This is a genomic window from Tessaracoccus coleopterorum, assembly GCF_011174705.1.
GTDB classification, from domain to species: Bacteria; Actinomycetota; Actinomycetes; order Propionibacteriales; family Propionibacteriaceae; genus Arachnia; species Arachnia coleopterorum.
In genome coordinates this window covers 885,581-901,971 of record NZ_JAANIJ010000001.1, presented here as the reverse complement: position 1 = coordinate 901,971, position 16,391 = coordinate 885,581, and the positions used below count along the sequence as shown (strand labels likewise).

Sequence of the window (16,391 nt, the reverse complement as noted above, 5' to 3'; positions counted from 1 at the left end):
CCGGCCGCTTCCGCGATCGGGTCAGTGGGACTCCTCCAGCCGGTGCAGTTGTCCGAGCAGGGTGGCCGCCAACTCGCGACGGCAGATCAGCAGATCGGGCAGCCACGACGACTCACGGTTGTAGGTCAGCTTCGACCCGTCGATCCGGCTGGTGTGCAGCCCACCGGCCCGTGCGACGGTGACGGCGGCGGCCGAGTGCCACTCGTACAGGCCGCCGGCGTGCAGATAGATGTCGACCTCGCCGGTCAGCACTGCCATCGCCTTGGCCCCTGTCGATCCCATCGGAACCACCTCGAGCGGAAGCTCCTCGGACAGCGACGTGACGAGGGCCGGGGCCGCGAGCGGCTGACGGCGATCCGCAGCGCGCCGCGGCGGTGGGACCGGGGTGGTGTGGTCACTGTGTCGGAGCGGTACAGGAGGTGGCGTCCAGGCAGCGCGACCGCCGCGGCGGTCAACCCTCCCGCACGACTCCAGAGCGCAACCTGTACCGCGAAGTCAGTGCGCCACGCATGGTCGGTCTCGTGCTCTCCGTACTCGCGGGTCCCGTCGAGCGGGGCAACGATCCACACCCGGTCTGCGGCAAGCCGCGCGCGGTCATCCTCGGACTCTTCACTCAAGACCGCGTCGCCGGGCGCTCCTCGCCGAGCCTCCGCACCAGATATGCCCTCGACTCCTCAGCACCGGAGGCAACGGCGTCCGGGAGGTCCGACGCAGGCCGACGAGCAGCCTTCCTGCGCCGTCGGCAAGTGAGGCGGCCAGATCGTGGTCCCCCTGCAGCGACATCGTCAGCCCTCCTTGTCCGGTGCCCGTGACTCGGCATCACCCGCGGTCGGTGTGGTGGTGAGCACAACCCGGGTCATCGGTGGTGTTGGAGGGCCCGCGCCCTGTCCGGAAGGGTCCTGGTACAGGAACAGAGCGCGGGCCGATCATGGGTAGGGGATGGATGGTTGGCACCGACCCGCCGCGCGGTCGCGGGCGCGTGGTGGTGCAGGCCCCAGCGGCGCAGCGGAGTCATCGATGACTCGACAACCACCCGCGCCCTACGCATCAGGTTCCCCGTTCGTGATGCAGTGCTGAAAGGTGAGGCCAAGTATGCGCCCGAGCGCTGCCGAGGGCAAGGCCCGGAAACTTCCGGTCGGGGCGCCGTGCCGGGCGGTGACGCAGCAGGCAGGAAGACCCCTCGGAGGATCCGACACGCCGGAGAGGATGTTGTCGATCGCACCGATCTCTGGTGGCTGATCCCCCAGATGTCAGGATGTGGCGAACGGCGGAGGCGCGTGAGGCTGGGGGTCCCATGGCAGCTCGCCAGGGGAGGACGTTGCCATGACCGCAACGGACATTGCAGTAGGAGCGCCACACCGACGGTTTGAGGTGGCGCTCGCGGAACTCGTGCAGGGAAACCCTGCGCGGCAGCGCACCTTGATCGCCCTGACCGACCTGCTCATGGTTGCGCTCGTCGTGTCGACCTCGGTGGTGGTCGCGGCGCGATCGCAGAGCGCGACCCTGCCGGGATGGGTGTTCGCCACGATCCCGCTTGCCTGGTTGGTGTTCCTGGCATTGGCTGGGGCCTACTCGCTGCCGCACCTGCAGACGGGTTACGACGAGTACCGTCGCGTCGCTTCGGCGTCGCTCAGCCTGGCCGGCGCCGTCGGCATCGGCTGCTATCTCCTGGACGTGCCGCTGTCCAGGGCCTTCTTCCTCGTGAGCTTCGGGCTCGGTATCCCGATGCTGCTCCTGCTGCGGTTCGCCCGCCGCAGGACGTTCTCGAAGCTCCGTGAGCTGGGTGTCGTCAGCTCCCAGGTCATCGTCGCGGGTCACCCAGGCACATCGACTCGATCGCCCGCGTGCTGCGGCGCGAGAAGTGGCTCGGCTACCGCGTCGTCGGCGCGCTGACGAACGCGGACGTTCGTGAGACCCGGAGGGGCTGCCCGTGCTCGGGGGAGTCGATGACGTTGCGACCCTCGCCCGGGAGACGCCGTTCCAGGCCGTCATCTTCGCGGAGGGATCGTTCCCGGACGGCCAGCACTTCCGTCGGATCGCGTGGGAACTCGAACGCCACTCGACGCAGATGATCGTGGTGCCCGCCCTCAGTGACATCTCCGCGGGGAGGTTGATCACGCGGCCGGTCGGGGGCTTCCGCTGGTGCACGTCGCCCGCCCGCAGGCGGTGAAGGCCTCCAAGTGGAACAAGCGGCTGTTCGACATCGTCGGGTCGTTCCTGCTCATCATCGCCAGCGCGCCGATCGTCGCGATCGCCGCGGTCGCGATCAAGCTGGAAGACGGCGGCCCGATCTTCTTCAAGCAGGTCCGCGTCGGGCGCTGGGCCGCGAGTTCGAGTGCTTCAAGATGCGCTCGATGGTTCCGGATGCTGAGGCGCGCAAGGCCGCGCTCGAGGGCTGAACGAGGGCGCCGGCCTGCTGTTCAAGATGGCGCGCGACCCGCGGATCACGAAGGTCGGCCAGTTCATCCGCCGGTTCTCCATCGACGAACTGCCACAGTTCCTGAACGTCCTGCGGGGCGACATGAGCCTCGTCGGGCCCCGGCCGGCGCTGCCGCGAGAAGTCGCGGCCTACGACCGGGATGCGGTGCGCAGGCTTGACGTGCGTCCCGGCCTGACCGGCCTGTGGCAGGTTTCGGGTCGCTCCGACCTGCCGTGGGATGAGACGGTGCGACTGGACATCTACTACGTGGACAACTGGTCGATGATGCAGGACGTGGTCATCATCGGGCGCACGGCCCGCGCGGTCCTGAGCTCGCGGGGTGCCTACTGACAGCTGATGGTGCGGGGATAGTGTGGTGGACATGAGTCTCCACGATGCAGTCAATGACGTCATGCCCTCCGTCCTCACCGACCTCAAGCGGTTGATCAGCATCCGGTCGATCTCGTCGCAGCCCGAGCACGCAGACGACGTGCTCGCGGCCGCCGACCTGGTCGTCGAGCTGCTGAAGGGCGCCGGATGCCCTGAGGTGACGCTGCTGGAGGCCGGCGGGGCAACCCCGCCGTCTTCGGCCACTTCCCGGCACCCGAGGGTCAGCCGACCGTGCTGCTCTACGCCCACTACGACGTGCAGCCCACGGGTGACCCGGACAGTGGACCTCACCCGCGTTCGCCTCCGATGTCCGCGACGGGCGGATGTGGGCGCGCGGATCGGCCGATGACAAGGGCGGCATCGCAGCGCACCTCGGAGCGCTCCGCGCGTTCGGAGGCAGGCCTCCGGTCGGGGTGAAGGTCTTCATCGAGGGTGAGGAGGAGATCGGCTCACCGAGCATGGGCAAGCTCCTCGAGAGGTACGGCAGCGAGCTCGTCGCCGACGTCTTCGTGATCGCTGACGCCGTGAACTGGAAGGTCGGAGAGCCCGCCCTCACCACCACGCTCCGCGGTGTCGTCGACGCCGTCGTGACCGTGTCGACGCTGGAGACCGGCCTCCACTCCGGCCAGTTCGGAGGTGTCGTCCCCGATGCGCTGACCGTCATGTCGAGGCTACTCGCCACCCTGCACGACGACCGCGGCAACGTCGCCATCAAGGGCTCGTGAGCGCGCCCGATCCGGACGTCGAGTACGACGAGGAGCGCCTCCGCGAGGAGACCGGCATCCTGGAGGGCGTCGAGTGGATCGGCGACGGCATGGCATCTGCGCGGATGTGGACCAAGCCGTCCGCCTCCGTGCTTGCCATCGACGCCACGCCGGTGCGGGACGCCTCGAACACCCTCATCGCGACCGCCCGCGCCAAGGTGAGCGTCCGCATCGCACCCGGCGACACCGCCGAGAACGCGTCCGCCGCGCTCCGCGAGCACCTGCTCAGCAACGCCCCCTGGGGTGCCAGGGTGGAGGTCGAGGCCGGGCAGGGCGGCGCGGGCACCCGGATCGATCTCAGCGGTGACCGTGCCACGGCGGCGCTTGCCGCCCTGCGTGAGGGTTTCGGCGTCGAGGCCGTCCAGATCGGAACGGGTGGCTCCATCCCATCGTGGCCGAGTTCGCCGAACTGAACCCGGATGCCGTGTTCCTGCTCACCGCGGTGGTCGACCCCACCTCCCGGATGCACGGGATCGACGAGTCGCTCGAACTCGCCGACCTGCACAAGGCGACCCTCTCGGAGGCATTGCTGCTGCGCAACCTGGCGCGGTGATCGGGGCCCGCGCCGACGAGGCTGCCCGATCCGTCCTCGAGGCGTTCCACCAGCGACCGCTTCCCGTGCCGTACCTGCGGCTCGGGCGGTCCGGCGGCCTGCCAGCCCGGTCGGCCGCTGGATCTACTGGTGGCAGGCGCACCTGCTCGACAATCTCGTTGACGCGCGCCTGCGCGGCTCCCGGCTGGTGGACGATCGGCTCATCCGGCGCCAACTCGCGGGCATCTACGTCTGCAACGGCTTCCGGTTCCGCAACCGCTACTTCGACGACATGGCATGGCTGTCGCTCGCGGCACAGCGGGCCGGATCGGGGCGCGTGCGGCTGCGTCGCGTGCTGGAGCGGGGCATCACCGACGATTTCGGCGGCGGCTCGTTCTGGCGCACCGACCGCAGGTACAAGGCCACCGCTGCCACCGGCCCGATCTCGCTGTTCCTGGCGCGCGAGGGCGATGACCTCACGGCGGCCCGGCTTCTGGGCTGGTTGCGCACGGTGCTCGCGGACGAAGACGGCCTGTTCCGCGATGGCATCAGGCTCGTGGACGGGGTACCGGAGGTCAACGGGTGGGTCTTCACGTACAACCAGGGCCCTGCCCTCGGCACCATGCTCGAGTTGGGCGACGACGCCAACCTGGAGGCCGCGGAGCGGCACGTCGCCGTCGTCGCGCGGCGCCTAACCCACGGGGAGTCCCGCGTGCTCATCACACACCGCGGAGGCGACGGCGGGTTGTTCACCGGCATCCTGACGCGCTACCTCGCGCTCGCGGCCACCGACCGCCGACTGTCGGGGAAGGCACGCTCGACCGCTGGAGAGCTCGTCACCGCGACCGCGGACAACCTCTGGCGAGGTAGGGAGCGACGCCTCCGTCAGGGGAGATCCGTGACGGTCTTCCCACAGGACACCACGCTCGGTGTGCATGAGCACCGTTGGACGGTCGAGTTGTCGACCCAGCTTCAGGCCTGGATGGCGCTGGAGGCGGCGGCCTGCGTCGCGCGCGGCACCGGCTGACCGAGCGTCTCCGCCCACATCACGTGGTCGCGCAGGTGCAGGCCGAGCGCGAAGGGCAGCCAGGGCAGGCAGTCGGCGGGAATCGCATCAGGTGCGAACCACCCGACCTCCGAGGTGTTCTCCAGTGCGGCCGGCGTCCCCTCCCACCGTGAGGCGCTCAGGAAGATGCTGAACCCGCCAGAGCCCCTTGCTCCCACCGCTCGACGCCCACCACATCGAGGTCGGCGGGGATGATCGTGACCCCGACCTCCTCGGCCGCCTCGCGGGCCGCGGCGGCGGCGACCGGCTCGCCCATCCCGACGTGGCCGCCCGGCAGGTTCCACAATCCCTCGCCGCGACCGGTGCCTGCGCGCCTGCCCAGCAGCACCCGCCCGACCCCGTCGCGCACGATCGCCCATGCCACCAGCTCGATCTCCATGCACTCCAGCTAATCAGACGCGGTGCGGGGCGTCGATGGGTAGCGTGTCGCCATGGCACGAATCGAGAGGGACTCCCTCGGCGAACTCGAGATCCCGGACGGCGTGTACTGGGGCATCAACACCGCGCGGGCGATGCAGAACTTCCGGATCAGCAGGCGTGAGATCAGCGTCTACCCGGACCTCCTGGTCGCCTACGCCCAGGTGAAGCAGGCAGCGGCACGGGCAAACAGGGAGATCGGCGTGCTCGACGGCGAGCGCGCCGAACTGATCGACCGGGCGGCGCAGGACATCATCGACGGTGGGCTGACCGACCAGTTCGTCGTCGGCGTGATCCAGGGTGGGCGGGCACCTCGACGAACATGAACTTCAACGAGGTGATCGCCAACCGCGGGCTCGAACTGGCGGGACGGCCGTTCGGCGACTACGACTTCCTGTCTCCGAACGACCACGTCAACCGGTCGCAGTCGACCAACGACACCTACCCGAGCGCGGTGAAACTGAGCCTCGTCTACTCGCTGCTGCGCGTGATCCAGGAGATGCGCCTGCTGCGCAACTCGTTCGCGGCCAAGGGCCGCGAGTTCCGGGAGGTGCTCAAGGTCGGCCGCACCCAGCTGCAGGATGCGGTGCCGATGACGCTCGGCCAGGAGTTCTGGGGGTTCGCCACCACGGTCGGGGACGACATCGACCGGCTCGAGGACGTCCGCCAGCTGCTCTGGCGGCTGAACCTGGGGCCACCGCGATCGGGACGGGCATCACGGCGCCGCCGGACTACGCCCGGCAGTGCTCAGGCACCTGCGCGCCGTCACCGGGCTCGAGCAGTTGGACAACGCGAGGGATCTGATCGAGGCCACCAGCGACACGGGGGTGTTCATCTCGGTGTCCTCGGTGCTCAAACGCACCGCGATGCGGTTGTCGAAGATCTGCAACGACCTGCGGCTGCTGAGCTCCGGCCCACAGGTGGGGCTGGGGAGATCAACCTCCCGAGAAGCAGGCCGGCAGCTCGATCATGCCCGGGAAGGTGAACCCGGTGATTCCCGAGGCCGTGAACCAGGTCGCGTTCATCATCGCCGGCGCTGACATCACCGTGTCGATGGCATCCGAGGCCGGCCAGCTGCAACTCAACGCGTTCGAGCCGGTGATGGCGCACGTCCTGCTGCAGAACGCGACCTGGCTCCGCCGTGCGATCAGGACGCTGCGGATCAACTGCGTCGATGGGATCACCGCCAATCAGGAGCGGCTCCGCGGCAACGTGGAGGCGTCGGTGGGCGTGGTCACGGCGCTGACGCCGCGGATCGGGTACGCGGCCGCCGCCCGGTTGGCCAAGCGTGCCCTGCATGAGGGGAGTCGATCCGCGACCTTGTGCTGGGTGAGGACCTGGTGGGGAGGACGAACTCGACGCGATGCTCGATCCGACGACGCTGTCGGGCGGCCTGTTCGACACGGGGCCGCTCCCCGCGCTCACACCCGAGGCCATCGCCAGGGTGGAGGCGGCGCTGGATGAGGCCGATCGGAGCGACCGGGCCTGACCAGGGTCAGCCGTCGAGGTCCTGCTCGATGAGGGCGGCGATCTGATCGACCGCGTCCCTGTTCTCGGACTCGACGGTGACCTCGACACCCAGTTCCGCCCCGAGCGTCATGATGAGCAGCGACGAGGTGGCGTCGACGCCGTGCCCGTCCGCACCGCCCACGGACAACGTGATCTCATCTTCGAACTCTGACGCGGCTGACGCGATCACCGCTGCGGGGCGTGCGTGGAGACCGATCCTCGAGCCGACGACTGCAACTTTGGACGGCATCCTGTGCTCCTTACTGCTCCGCGTGGCTCCGCTGCCCCGCTCTGCCGAGGTCAAGCATAGCCGCCCACCCCAATTGGTCAGACCCGCCTTTGGGCAGGCCGGGTGGTCGTCCGACGGCTCCCTGCCCCGTGAGGTGGGGGGCCGATGGGCGCCTCGGGACGTTCCGCGGAGGCAGCGGGGACGACCGTCACCGGGTCAGGGCCTGCGGAGCGGCCCCGTCGACTGGCGGATGATCAGGTCGGGATGGAAGAGGATCTCGGTGTTGTCGGTCCGGGTGCCGCCGATGCTCGCGAGCAGCGTGTCGACGGCCGCCTTGCACATGGCGCGCACGGGCTGTCGCACCGTGGTGAGGGCGGGGTCGGTGAACGCCATCAGTGGGGAGTCGTCATAACCGACGACCGAGAGGTCCTGCGGCACTGAGAGGCCGCGTGAGCGTGCCTCACGGATGACGCCGAGCGCCATCACATCGGACCCGCAGATGATGGCCGTGTGGCCGGCGTCGAGCAGCCTTCCACCCGCGGCCTGGCCGCCCTCGACGCTGAAGATGGTCGACACGATGCTCTCCCGGGGAAGACCCTGGTCGAGGAACGCCTCGATCTTGCGCCGGGTGGGCTGGTAGCGCTGCTGCCCGACGGCCAGCCCGATGCGGGTGTGGCCGAGGGAGCGCAGATGCGCCACGGAGGAGGCGATGGCCTCGGCGTCGGAGCACGAGAAGAAGGCGGCGTCGACGCGGTGGTCGTGGGAGTTGATGAAGACGGCTGGCACTCCCGCCGAGATCAGTTGCTGATAGTGCGTGGGGTGGCCAGCTGGTCGGCGAGGGAGCCGGAGACCGACAGCAGCCCAGCCACCTCGACGCCGAGCAGGGTGTCGAGATACTGCTCCTCGGTGGTTCCCCCGGACCTGACGAGCAGAGCAGCATGTGTTGCCCGGCCGCGGCCAGTTGCAGCGACAGTTCGTGGGCGAAGGCAGCGAAGGTGGGGTTGCCGAGTTCCGGGACGATGACGGCGATCAGACCCTCGCGCTCGGATGCGGTCGAGGGTAGCCGAGGGTCTCCATCGCGGCCAGCACACTGGCCCGCGTCGCTTCGGCGACACCCGGTTTGCTGTTGAAGACCCGTGAGACCGTCGCGGTCGAGACGCCCGCGATCTCGGCGATGTCCGCCAACCGCATCCGTGGTGGGATCACGGCGCCTCCCCTTCTCGTGAGCTTCTCCGGTCATGCTCCCAGAACCCTTGACATCGTGCAAGAGTTTTGCAGGATTCTTGCAATGATGCCTCCGAAGCCGTCGTCTGTTCGGTATCTGTCGCTGTCGTTACCGAGTTGTTATGCAAAACGCTTGCATCGATTGCGGATTTCATTACGCTATCGAAGTACGCGGGTGGCACCGAAGCGACCCGGATCCCTAAGGAGAACCACATGCGTAAGAGCCTCATTGCCGTCGCAGCGGCCGGGCTGACCCTCTCCCTTGCCGCCTGCAGCGGTGGCGGCACCCCGACCGCGACGCCCACGGGTGGGGCGACGAGCCCACAGTCGAGCGCCACGGCTCCGCCCAGCACGCCCGCCGCCGCCGGCAGCCTGACGGTGTGGGTCGATGAGACCCGGATCGATGCCTTCAAGGAGATCGGAACCGCGTTCCAGGCCGCGAGCGGCGTGACGCTCGACGTCGTGCAGAAGCCGACGGCCGACCTCAAGACCGACTTCATCGCGCAGGCCCCGACGGGTGAGGGACCCGACCTCGTGGTCGGCGCCCACGACTGGGTCGGTGACTTCCAGAAGAACGGCGTCGTCGCGCCGGTCGAGATCGGCGACGCGGTCGACGGCTTCAACAAGCTCGCGATCCAGGGCTTCACGTTCGACGGCCAGCTGTACGGCGTGCCTTACGCGGTCGAGAACATCGGCCTCGTCCGCAACAACGGCATGGTCAAGGACACCCCGGCCACCTTCGACGAGCTGATCGCCCAGGGCAGGCCGTGCAGGGCGCCGAGTTCCCGGCCGTGATCCAGCAGGGCCCCAGCGGTGATGCCTACCACCTGTACCCGGTCCAGTCGTCGTTCGGTGCCACTGTGTTCAAGACCGACGCGGCAGGTGGATACACCACCGAGCTCGGCATGGCCGGCCCCGAGGGCGAGGCCTTCGCCGTCTACCTGAAGAAGATGGCCGACGCCAAGGTCGTGTCCGCCTCGCTCGACGGTGCCCAGGCGAAGCAGGCGTTCATCGATCAGAAGACGCCCTACATCGTCACCGGCCCGTGGAACATCGCCGACTTCCAGAAGGCCGGGCTCGACGTCACAGTGCTGGCCGTCCCGTCTGCCGGTGGCAAGCCGTCCGCCCCGTTCCTCGGGGTCCAGGGTGTCTACCTCTCCTCGAAGTCCGAGAACACGCTGCTCGCCAACCAGTTCCTCGAGTACATGACCACTCCCGAGGCGCAGGACAAGCTGTACGAGCTCGGCGGCCGTGAGCCCGCGCTCACCGAGTCGGCGGCCAAGGTCGACGACGTGATCCTGAAGGGCTTCGCCGAGGCGGGCAAGGACGGCCAGCCGATGCCGGCCATCGCGGCCATGGGCGCGGTGTGGACGTTCTGGGGCGGGGCGCAGCTCAGCATCATCGACGGGACCGCGGAGCCGGTCGCCGCGTGGCAGGCCATGGTCAAGAACATCAATGACGCCATCTGAGCGCTGACCTCTGATTAGACTGAGGGTTGCGGGCGAGGGATCGTCCGCAACCCTCAGCCGTCGCAATGAAGCGAAGGGACAATCCGTGAGCACTCCGACCCGAACGGCCCCGAGGCTCTCCCACGCCCGCGATATCGCGCGCCCGGGCTTCTACGTGAAGCTCGTCCTCATGATGCTGGTCAACGCGTTCGGCATCTACGGGATACTGGCGAGCTACGGGCAACAGGAGTGGGCCGTCCTGGCCTTCCTCGTCGTGGGCCTGATCGTCGTCGATTTCGTCTACTTCTCGAAGCGCGCCATCCCGGCGAAATATCTCGTGCCGGGGCTGGTGTTCCTCGTCGTGTTCCAGGTCTACGTGATGCTGAACACCGCCTACGTGGCGTTCACCAACTACGGCGACGGGCACAACGACGACAAGGCCGCGGCCATCACCCAGATCATGAAGACCTCCGACCGGCGCGTCGAGGGGACGCCGACCTATCCGGTGGCCGTGCTCGAACGCAACGGGGAGATCGCCTTCGCGATCGTCCTCGACGGGGAGGCCGTGGCGGGCGACGCCCAGACGCCGCTCACACCCGTGGACGCGACCACCGACGGCGACCGGGTGACCGGGGTCGACGGCGCAACCGTGCTGACGCTCGCGGAGATCCAGGAGCGCCAGGACGAGGTGCTCGGCCTTCGCGTCAGCATGACCGACAACCCCGCCGACGGTTGGCTCCGCACCGACAACGCCTCCATGGCCTACGTTGCGAAGTCGCTGCTCAGTCACGACGCGGCAACCGACACCTTCACCGATGCAGACGGCAAGGTGTACCGGGCCGATCCCGCGAAGGGCCTCTTCGTCGCCGATGACGGCTCGACGCTCACCCCCGGGTGGCGGGTGCTGGTCGGGCGGAGAACTTCACCCGCATGTTCACCGACTCGCGGTTGGCCGAACCCTTCCTCAAGGCGCTGGTGTGGACCTTCGTGTTCGCGATCGCATCGGTGGCGACCACCTTCGCGATGGGCATGGTCCTCGCCGTGGTGTTCAACGACCCCCGCGTCAAGGGCCGGACGCTCTACCGGGCTCTCTTCATCCTGCCGTACGCCTTCCCGGCCTTCCTCGCGGCGCTGGTGTGGCGTGGCCTGCTGAACCGCGAGTTCGGCTATCTCAACCAGGTGATCCTCGGCGGGGCGGACATCAACTGGCTGGGTGACGGCAACCTCGCCAAGATCTCCATCCTGCTGGTCAACCTGTGGCTCGGGTTCCCGTACATGTTCCTCGTGTGCACCGGGGCCCTGCAGTCGATCCCGGGCGAGCTGACGGAGGCGGCCATCATGGACGGAGCGGGGCCGCTGCGCCGCTTCTTCTCCATCACGCTGCCGTTGCTGCTCGTCTCGGTGGCACCGCTGCTGATCTCGAGCTTCGCGTTCAACTTCAACAACTTCTCCCTGATCTACATGCTCACCGGTGGTGGCCCCAACTATCCGGGCGCCCCCGTTCCCGTCGGTGAGACCGACATCCTCATCTCGATCGTCTACGCGGTTGCGTTCGAGGGAGGCAACAAGCAGTACGGCCTGGCGAGCGCCATGTCGATCCTCATCTTCGTCATCGTCGGCCTGATCTCGTGGATCGGCTTCCGGCAGACCCGCAAGCTAGAGGAGATCATGTGATGGCCAGGAAACCCGGAAATGGTCAGAACGACACCCGGCTGCGCGGGACGCGCTGGTGGAGCGAGGTCGGCTGGAAGCACGTGTTTGCGATCGTGGTCATCGTGTTCGCGGTCTTCCCGCTGCTCTACGTGCTGTCCGCCTCGGTCAATCCGGTGGGGACGCTGACCGGCTCCACCGAACTGTTCAGCGCCTTCACAGGGGAGCACTACGCGTCCCTGATGGCATCCAACTTCCCGCGGTGGATGCTCAACTCCTTCATCGTCAGCACAACCACCGCGATCGGCACCGTCCTGATGGCGGCGGGGCCGCCTACGCGTTCAGCCGGTTCCGGTTCACGGGGCGCCGCGGTGGCCTCACCGCGCTGCTGATCATCCAGATGTTCCCGCAGATGCTGGCGTTCGTCGCGATCTTCCTCCTGGTGCTGACGCTGGGCAAGATCTTCCCGGCGCTCGGGCTTGGATCGAACCTCGCGCTGATCTGCGTCTACCTCGGTGGGCCCTCGGGCGAACACGTTCCTCATGTACGGGTTCTTCAACACCATTCCGATGGAGATCGACGAGGCCGCCCGGATCGACGGCGCGACGCACGCCCAGATCTTCTGGGGCATCGTGATGCGGCTGGTGACGCCGATCCTCGCCGTGGTGGGCCTGCTGAGCTTCGTCAGTTCCTACGGGGAGTTCATCCTCGCGAGGATCGTGCTGCCGCGCCCCGAGGACTACACCCTCGCGGTCGGCCTGTACGTATGGGGCTCGGACGAGCGCAACGCCCCGTGGGCACTCTTCGCCGCGGGTGCGGTGATCGCCGCGATCCCGATCATCCTGCTGTTCATGTACCTGCAGAAGTACATCGTCTCGGGGCTGACCGCGGGCGGCGTGAAGGGGTAGCCGGGGCGAACCGGCGGCGGTCGGGGCCATTCGGTCCCGACCGCCGCCGCGTCTCCGCGGCAATATCGCGAACCCCTTTCACCGTCGGGTGGGGTGTGCCAGAGTGACCCGATAGATCCCTCGGGATCGGTAACTCGTTGCACCTTAGGGGAATCGTGCAAGTGGGTACTGCATTTCTGCTGTCAACCTTCGACCTTGTCAACGGCGGCGACGTGGATGTCGTCCGGCAGGCCGCCGCGGCGTCCGAGCGCCTGGAGGTCAGGGTCCTCTCGGACGAGGCGGTCCGTGAGCACTCGGGGCGGAGCCCGTTGTCCCGGCGCATGAGCGACTCGAGATCGCCGGCGCGCTGCGTGAGGTCGCGGACGCCGCCATCTTCGATCCCCGCGACGCGTTGCGGCGCGGTCCGAGGGACGTCGTGTTCGCGAGGTCGGACATCGGCGTGGGGCCGGCACGGGTCGACCGGCTCCTCACGCCGCACGCCGTGCCGCTGGGAGACTGGGTGCAGACGGTGCCCACGGCCTCCGGCGGGGTGCTCGGCTACGTGCCGGGGGCGTGGGACAGGTTCCACATCGGGCACCTGAACATCCTGAAGCGGGCGCGCCAGCTGTGCGACCGGCTCGTGGTGGGCGTCGTCACGGATGAGGAACTGTTCACCGCGAAGGGTCACCTGCCGATGGTCAGCCTCGAGGAACGGGTACAGGTGGTGGCGGCCGTCGGCATCGTCGACGCCGTCGTGGTCGACTTCTCGACCAGCAAGCTCGACGTCTGGGACCGCGTCCGGTTCGACGTCCTCTTCAAGGGCGACGACTGGATGGGCACGGACAAGGGGAACCTGCTCGAGCAGGAGATGGCCAGCGTCGGTGCGTCCGTGCGCTACTTCCCGTACACGAAACACACCTCCTCGACCGCGCTCCGGCAGATCCTCGCGGGCCGCTGAGTCTCACCGAAGGGCACCACTGCATGACAACCGAGCACCCCGTGGCCGCACGGCCCGATCCCGGGGTCGCAGACTCCCGACCCACCGTCCGGATCCTCGGCACCCACGGGGTGCCCGCGAACTACGGCGGTTTCGAGACGGCGGCCGAGAAGGTGGGGCTGCACCTGCTGGAACGGGGATGGCGGGTGGTCATCTACTGTCAGGTGCCGGGCAGGGGCCCCATCACCTACGACGTGTGGCGCGGCATCGAACGGGTCAATGTGGCGGTGGACCTGCCCGGATGGCGGGGAACCTCCCTGTTCGACCTGATCTGCGTGCGGCACGCAGGCCGGCACCGTGACGTGAACCTCGTGTTCGGGTACAACACCGGGATCTTCAACATCTGGCAGCGGCTGCGTCGCATCCCCATGGTCATCAACATGGACGGCATCGAGTGGTCACGCTCGAGGTGGGGCTTCACCAGGCAGGCGATCCTCTACATCAACGAGCGCTTCGCGGCGCTCTTCGGGAACCACCTCATCGCCGACCATCCCGAGATCGAGAAGTACCTGTGGTCGCGGGCGCCGCGCCGCAAGATCACGATGATCGCCTACGGTGCCGACGAGGTGCTCGAGGCCGACGAGGCCCCGGTGCGGGCCCTCGGGCTCGAACCCGGTGGTTATCTCACGTTGATCTGTCGGCCCATCCCCGAGAACTCGATCCTCGAGATCGTGGAGGGTTCTCCCGCAGGCCACGCGGCTACCGTCTGGCGCTGCTCGGTGACTACCGCCCGGAGGAGGACGGCTACCACCGGGCGGTGGTGGAGGCCGCCTCGGACGAGGTCGTCTTCCTCGGCGCCATCTTCGACCCCGACGTGGTGCAGCCGCTGCGGTTCCACAGCGCGCTGTATCTGCACGGTCACACGGTCGGGGGCACCAACCCGTCCCTGGTGGAGGCGCTCGGGGCTGGTAATCCCGTGCTCGCCCACGACAACGCCTACAACCGGTGGACAGCCGGACCCGATCAGGCGTTCTTCGCAACGGCCGATGACGTAGCTGACAGACTTGACGCGATCCTCGGGTCACGGCGCGGCCTGGCCGCGATGAGCGAGGCCGCGCGGAGCCGCTACCGGTCAGGACTGACCTGGGAGCAGGTCGGCGAGCAGTACCGCGAACTGCTGGACAGGGTCCGCGGTCGGTGAATCGGGGGATCATCTGCCTTGGAGGGGGCAATCATGGTGAAGGTGGCAGTGGTAGGCCTTGGGAAGATGGGGATCTCCCATCTGTCGATGGTGCGGGCATTGCCCGGCGTCGAAGTGGTCGGCATCGTGGACTCGACCGGGTATCTGCTCGGTGTGCTGAAGAAGTACACCGGACTCAACACCTACCCGTCGATCGGGAAGCTGTTGGAGAAGGAGCGACCCGACGCCGCCGTCGTCGCCACGCCTTCGAGGCTGCACTACCCGATGGTCAGGCAGTTGCTGGAGGCGGATGTCTCCGTCTTCTGCGAGAAACCGTTCACGCTGCGCGCGGTGGACGGGGACGAGCTGGTGGATCTGGCGCGGTCGCGGGACTCGTCACGCAGGTCGGCTACCACAACCGGTTCGTCGGGGCGTTCGCCGAGGTCAAGCGGCTCCTGGCCGCTGGAGCCATCGGTGAGGTGACCCACGGCCTTGCAGAGGCCTACGGCCCCGTGGTGCTGAAGCCGCAGGGTGGAACGTGGCGCAGTAGGAGCGCTGAGGGCGGTGGCTGCCTCTACGACTACGCCGCACACCCCTGAACCTGATCAACTGGTATCTGGGGCAGCCCGAGGGCGTCGGGGGACGGTGCTGAACCGGGTGTTCTCGGCCGAGATCGACGACGAGGTCAGCTCCACCCTCTACTACCCGGGAGGGAAGACGGTGTCCGTGTCGGTCAACTGGTCGGACGAGTCCGTCCGGAAGATGACCACCAGGATCACGCTGTGGGGCACCCGCGGCCGGATCTTCGCCGACCGCCAGGAGATCCAGGTCTACCTGCGCGACGACGCCACCCTTCCTCCCGGCTACCAGAGCGGCTGGAACGTCCGGTACACCACCGAGCTGACCGAACCGGTGGACTTCTACCTGCGGGGCGAGGAGTACACGGCCCAACTGGCGCACTTCGTCGAGCGGGTCGGTTCGGGCAGGCCTGACGGGATCAACACGTTCGAGTCGGCGGTCGAGACGGACAAACTCATCGAGACCATGATCGAGGATTCGCGACGCGGCCCGGCGGTCCACCTGGCAGGGGCGCAACCCGTGGCGGCACCGACGAAACGCACACTCGGCTCCCGCGTCCGCGACGCGGCGCGGGCCTTCAGCGGGAAGGAGGCCGGGTGATGGATCGGCTGCTCTTCGGTGACAATCAGTTCTTCGGTGTCAACCACATGTCGGAGGAGAAGGCGCGGCACCAGCAGATGAGGTTCCAGCGCAACGACGCCGTCATCGACGTCCTGCGCGACGCCTACGACGAGGGCGTCAGGACGTTCATGTGCACCACCCATGACCGCATCGGCGAGGTGGCCAGGTACTTCCTCGACCACCGTGACGAGTACCCGGAGTTCACACTGTTCCCCGGCATGCCGTATGCGCACAAGTACGCAAATGCCGTGACCACCGACGGAATGATGGGCGCGCTCAAGCGCTTCCTGCCGGGATCGGGCTTCGTGGATGCCGCCATGCGTGGCACCTCCTCCCTGGTCGGCAAGGACATCGAGGGTGTCGTCACGCTTCTCATCGACGCCGAGATGAAGATGTTCGAGGGCTCCCGACCCCGGTGATCTGGCTGCAGAACGTCGTCACGGACCTGCTCCTCGGGATGGGGTTCGACGAGGCCTTCACGATCTTCGCCGACCATGTCCGGTCGAAGTACGGGCGGAGCCGGGTTTCATCACGATGAA

General features: G+C 67.9%; 24 protein-coding genes and 4 pseudogenes. 22 read left to right on the top strand and 6 right to left on the bottom strand.

The window, feature by feature from the left end:
• Window positions 1-21 precede the first annotated feature (21 nt).
• Both G7085_RS24465 and G7085_RS34240 read right to left on the bottom strand, forming a co-directional pair.
• Entirely contained in the window at window positions 22-315 is a 294-nt protein-coding gene (locus tag G7085_RS24465; RefSeq protein WP_269452042.1) for an inositol monophosphatase family protein, read from the bottom strand.
• Window positions 246-617 carry an FIG domain-containing protein gene (locus G7085_RS34240; RefSeq protein WP_231979267.1) on the bottom strand — a complete coding sequence of 124 codons (372 nt, stop codon included), beginning with the start codon at window positions 615-617 and terminating at the stop codon, window positions 246-248. Before G7085_RS34240 ends, G7085_RS24465 begins: the two co-directional genes overlap by 70 nt.
• 706 nt (window positions 618-1,323) lie before the next feature.
• Between G7085_RS34240 and G7085_RS24455 the strand changes: the two genes are divergently transcribed.
• From G7085_RS24455 to G7085_RS29560, 6 genes and pseudogenes are all read left to right on the top strand, one after another.
• Window positions 1,324-1,893 carry a hypothetical protein gene (locus G7085_RS24455; RefSeq protein WP_231979266.1) on the top strand — a complete coding sequence of 190 codons (570 nt, stop codon included), beginning with the start codon at window positions 1,324-1,326 and terminating at the stop codon, window positions 1,891-1,893.
• Between the two features lie 37 nt (window positions 1,894-1,930).
• The gene (locus G7085_RS24450; protein ID WP_231979265.1) at window positions 1,931-2,170 is read left to right on the top strand and encodes a nucleoside-diphosphate sugar epimerase/dehydratase; all 240 of its coding nucleotides are present in this window, start codon (window positions 1,931-1,933) and stop codon (window positions 2,168-2,170) included.
• Window positions 2,143-2,262 (top strand): annotated as a pseudogene (locus G7085_RS32125) (hypothetical protein); the annotation flags it as partial. The gene G7085_RS24450 and the pseudogene G7085_RS32125, both read left to right, overlap by 28 nt.
• Window positions 2,263-2,425: 163 nt before the next feature.
• A complete protein-coding gene (locus G7085_RS29565; protein WP_269451784.1) occupies window positions 2,426-2,770 on the top strand; it encodes a sugar transferase in 345 nt (114 codons plus the stop codon).
• Between the two features lie 31 nt (window positions 2,771-2,801).
• Window positions 2,802-4,126: pseudogene (locus tag G7085_RS34235) on the top strand (M20/M25/M40 family metallo-hydrolase).
• A 187-nt stretch (window positions 4,127-4,313) separates the two neighbouring features.
• Window positions 4,314-5,132 carry a glycoside hydrolase family 76 protein gene (locus tag G7085_RS29560; protein WP_197510228.1) on the top strand — a complete coding sequence of 273 codons (819 nt, stop codon included), beginning with the start codon at window positions 4,314-4,316 and terminating at the stop codon, window positions 5,130-5,132.
• Between the two features lie 157 nt (window positions 5,133-5,289).
• Here the strand turns inward: G7085_RS29560 and G7085_RS05640 are convergent, their stop codons facing one another.
• Window positions 5,290-5,550, bottom strand: coding sequence for an NUDIX domain-containing protein (locus G7085_RS05640; RefSeq protein ID WP_197510227.1), 261 nt, complete (start codon window positions 5,548-5,550; stop codon window positions 5,290-5,292).
• Window positions 5,551-5,602: 52 nt separating this feature from the next.
• Here G7085_RS05640 and G7085_RS34230 point away from each other — a divergent pair.
• The 3 genes and pseudogenes from G7085_RS34230 to G7085_RS24410 all read left to right on the top strand — a co-directional run.
• Window positions 5,603-6,222 (top strand): annotated as a pseudogene (locus G7085_RS34230) (lyase family protein); the annotation flags it as partial.
• Between the two features lie 109 nt (window positions 6,223-6,331).
• Window positions 6,332-6,563 (top strand): annotated as a pseudogene (locus tag G7085_RS32110) (lyase family protein); the annotation flags it as partial.
• 6 nt (window positions 6,564-6,569) lie between these two features.
• Entirely contained in the window at window positions 6,570-7,052 is a 483-nt protein-coding gene (locus G7085_RS24410) for a hypothetical protein (RefSeq protein WP_331716050.1), read from the top strand.
• A 31-nt stretch (window positions 7,053-7,083) separates the two neighbouring features.
• Here the strand turns inward: G7085_RS24410 and G7085_RS05630 are convergent, their stop codons facing one another.
• The 3 genes from G7085_RS05630 to G7085_RS24400 form a co-directional block, all read right to left on the bottom strand.
• Window positions 7,084-7,347: an HPr family phosphocarrier protein gene (locus G7085_RS05630; protein ID WP_197510226.1), complete on the bottom strand. Its 264-nt coding sequence runs from the start codon at window positions 7,345-7,347 to the stop codon at window positions 7,084-7,086.
• Between the two features lie 195 nt (window positions 7,348-7,542).
• Entirely contained in the window at window positions 7,543-8,112 is a 570-nt protein-coding gene (locus G7085_RS24405) for a substrate-binding domain-containing protein (RefSeq protein ID WP_331715495.1), read from the bottom strand.
• A gap of 243 nt (window positions 8,113-8,355) precedes the next feature.
• A complete protein-coding gene (locus G7085_RS24400; protein WP_231979259.1) occupies window positions 8,356-8,517 on the bottom strand; it encodes a LacI family DNA-binding transcriptional regulator in 162 nt (53 codons plus the stop codon).
• Window positions 8,518-8,763: 246 nt separating this feature from the next.
• Between G7085_RS24400 and G7085_RS05615 the strand changes: the two genes are divergently transcribed.
• The 13 genes from G7085_RS05615 (at window position 8,764) to G7085_RS29555 (ending at window position 16,390) form a co-directional block, all read left to right on the top strand.
• Window positions 8,764-9,345 (top strand): sugar ABC transporter substrate-binding protein, encoded by a 582-nt coding sequence (locus G7085_RS05615; protein WP_197510224.1) that lies wholly within the window; start codon window positions 8,764-8,766, stop codon window positions 9,343-9,345.
• Entirely contained in the window at window positions 9,318-10,019 is a 702-nt protein-coding gene (locus G7085_RS05610) for a sugar ABC transporter substrate-binding protein (RefSeq protein WP_197510223.1), read from the top strand. The genes G7085_RS05615 and G7085_RS05610 overlap by 28 nt, the downstream gene beginning before the upstream one ends.
• A gap of 85 nt (window positions 10,020-10,104) precedes the next feature.
• On the top strand, window positions 10,105-11,151 hold the full coding sequence (locus G7085_RS32105; protein WP_331715494.1) for a hypothetical protein: 1,047 nt from the start codon (window positions 10,105-10,107) through the stop codon (window positions 11,149-11,151).
• The gene (locus tag G7085_RS24390; protein WP_331715493.1) at window positions 11,040-11,672 is read left to right on the top strand and encodes an ABC transporter permease subunit; all 633 of its coding nucleotides are present in this window, start codon (window positions 11,040-11,042) and stop codon (window positions 11,670-11,672) included. The genes G7085_RS32105 and G7085_RS24390 overlap by 112 nt, the downstream gene beginning before the upstream one ends.
• Window positions 11,672-12,040 (top strand): hypothetical protein, encoded by a 369-nt coding sequence (locus tag G7085_RS24385; protein WP_231979257.1) that lies wholly within the window; start codon window positions 11,672-11,674, stop codon window positions 12,038-12,040. The genes G7085_RS24390 and G7085_RS24385 overlap by 1 nt, the downstream gene beginning before the upstream one ends.
• 123 nt (window positions 12,041-12,163) lie before the next feature.
• Window positions 12,164-12,556 (top strand): ABC transporter permease subunit, encoded by a 393-nt coding sequence (locus G7085_RS24380; RefSeq protein ID WP_331715492.1) that lies wholly within the window; start codon window positions 12,164-12,166, stop codon window positions 12,554-12,556.
• Window positions 12,557-12,971: 415 nt separating this feature from the next.
• Window positions 12,972-13,493, top strand: coding sequence for an adenylyltransferase/cytidyltransferase family protein (locus G7085_RS05595; RefSeq protein ID WP_331715491.1), 522 nt, complete (start codon window positions 12,972-12,974; stop codon window positions 13,491-13,493).
• Between the two features lie 23 nt (window positions 13,494-13,516).
• Window positions 13,517-14,527 (top strand): DUF1972 domain-containing protein, encoded by a 1,011-nt coding sequence (locus G7085_RS05590; RefSeq protein ID WP_197510222.1) that lies wholly within the window; start codon window positions 13,517-13,519, stop codon window positions 14,525-14,527.
• A gap of 179 nt (window positions 14,528-14,706) precedes the next feature.
• Complete coding sequence (locus G7085_RS05580) at window positions 14,707-15,135, top strand: Gfo/Idh/MocA family protein (RefSeq protein ID WP_269451782.1); 429 nt, start codon at window positions 14,707-14,709, stop codon at window positions 15,133-15,135.
• Entirely contained in the window at window positions 15,132-15,251 is a 120-nt protein-coding gene (locus G7085_RS34225) for a hypothetical protein (RefSeq protein ID WP_408647061.1), read from the top strand. The genes G7085_RS05580 and G7085_RS34225 overlap by 4 nt, the downstream gene beginning before the upstream one ends.
• Before the next feature lie 58 nt (window positions 15,252-15,309).
• The gene (locus G7085_RS05575; protein WP_197510219.1) at window positions 15,310-15,831 is read left to right on the top strand and encodes a hypothetical protein; all 522 of its coding nucleotides are present in this window, start codon (window positions 15,310-15,312) and stop codon (window positions 15,829-15,831) included.
• The gene (locus tag G7085_RS05570) at window positions 15,831-16,271 is read left to right on the top strand and encodes a hypothetical protein (protein ID WP_197510218.1); all 441 of its coding nucleotides are present in this window, start codon (window positions 15,831-15,833) and stop codon (window positions 16,269-16,271) included. The genes G7085_RS05575 and G7085_RS05570 overlap by 1 nt, the downstream gene beginning before the upstream one ends.
• Window positions 16,268-16,390: a hypothetical protein gene (locus tag G7085_RS29555; protein ID WP_269451781.1), complete on the top strand. Its 123-nt coding sequence runs from the start codon at window positions 16,268-16,270 to the stop codon at window positions 16,388-16,390. Before G7085_RS05570 ends, G7085_RS29555 begins: the two co-directional genes overlap by 4 nt.
• Window position 16,391 lies beyond the last annotated feature (1 nt).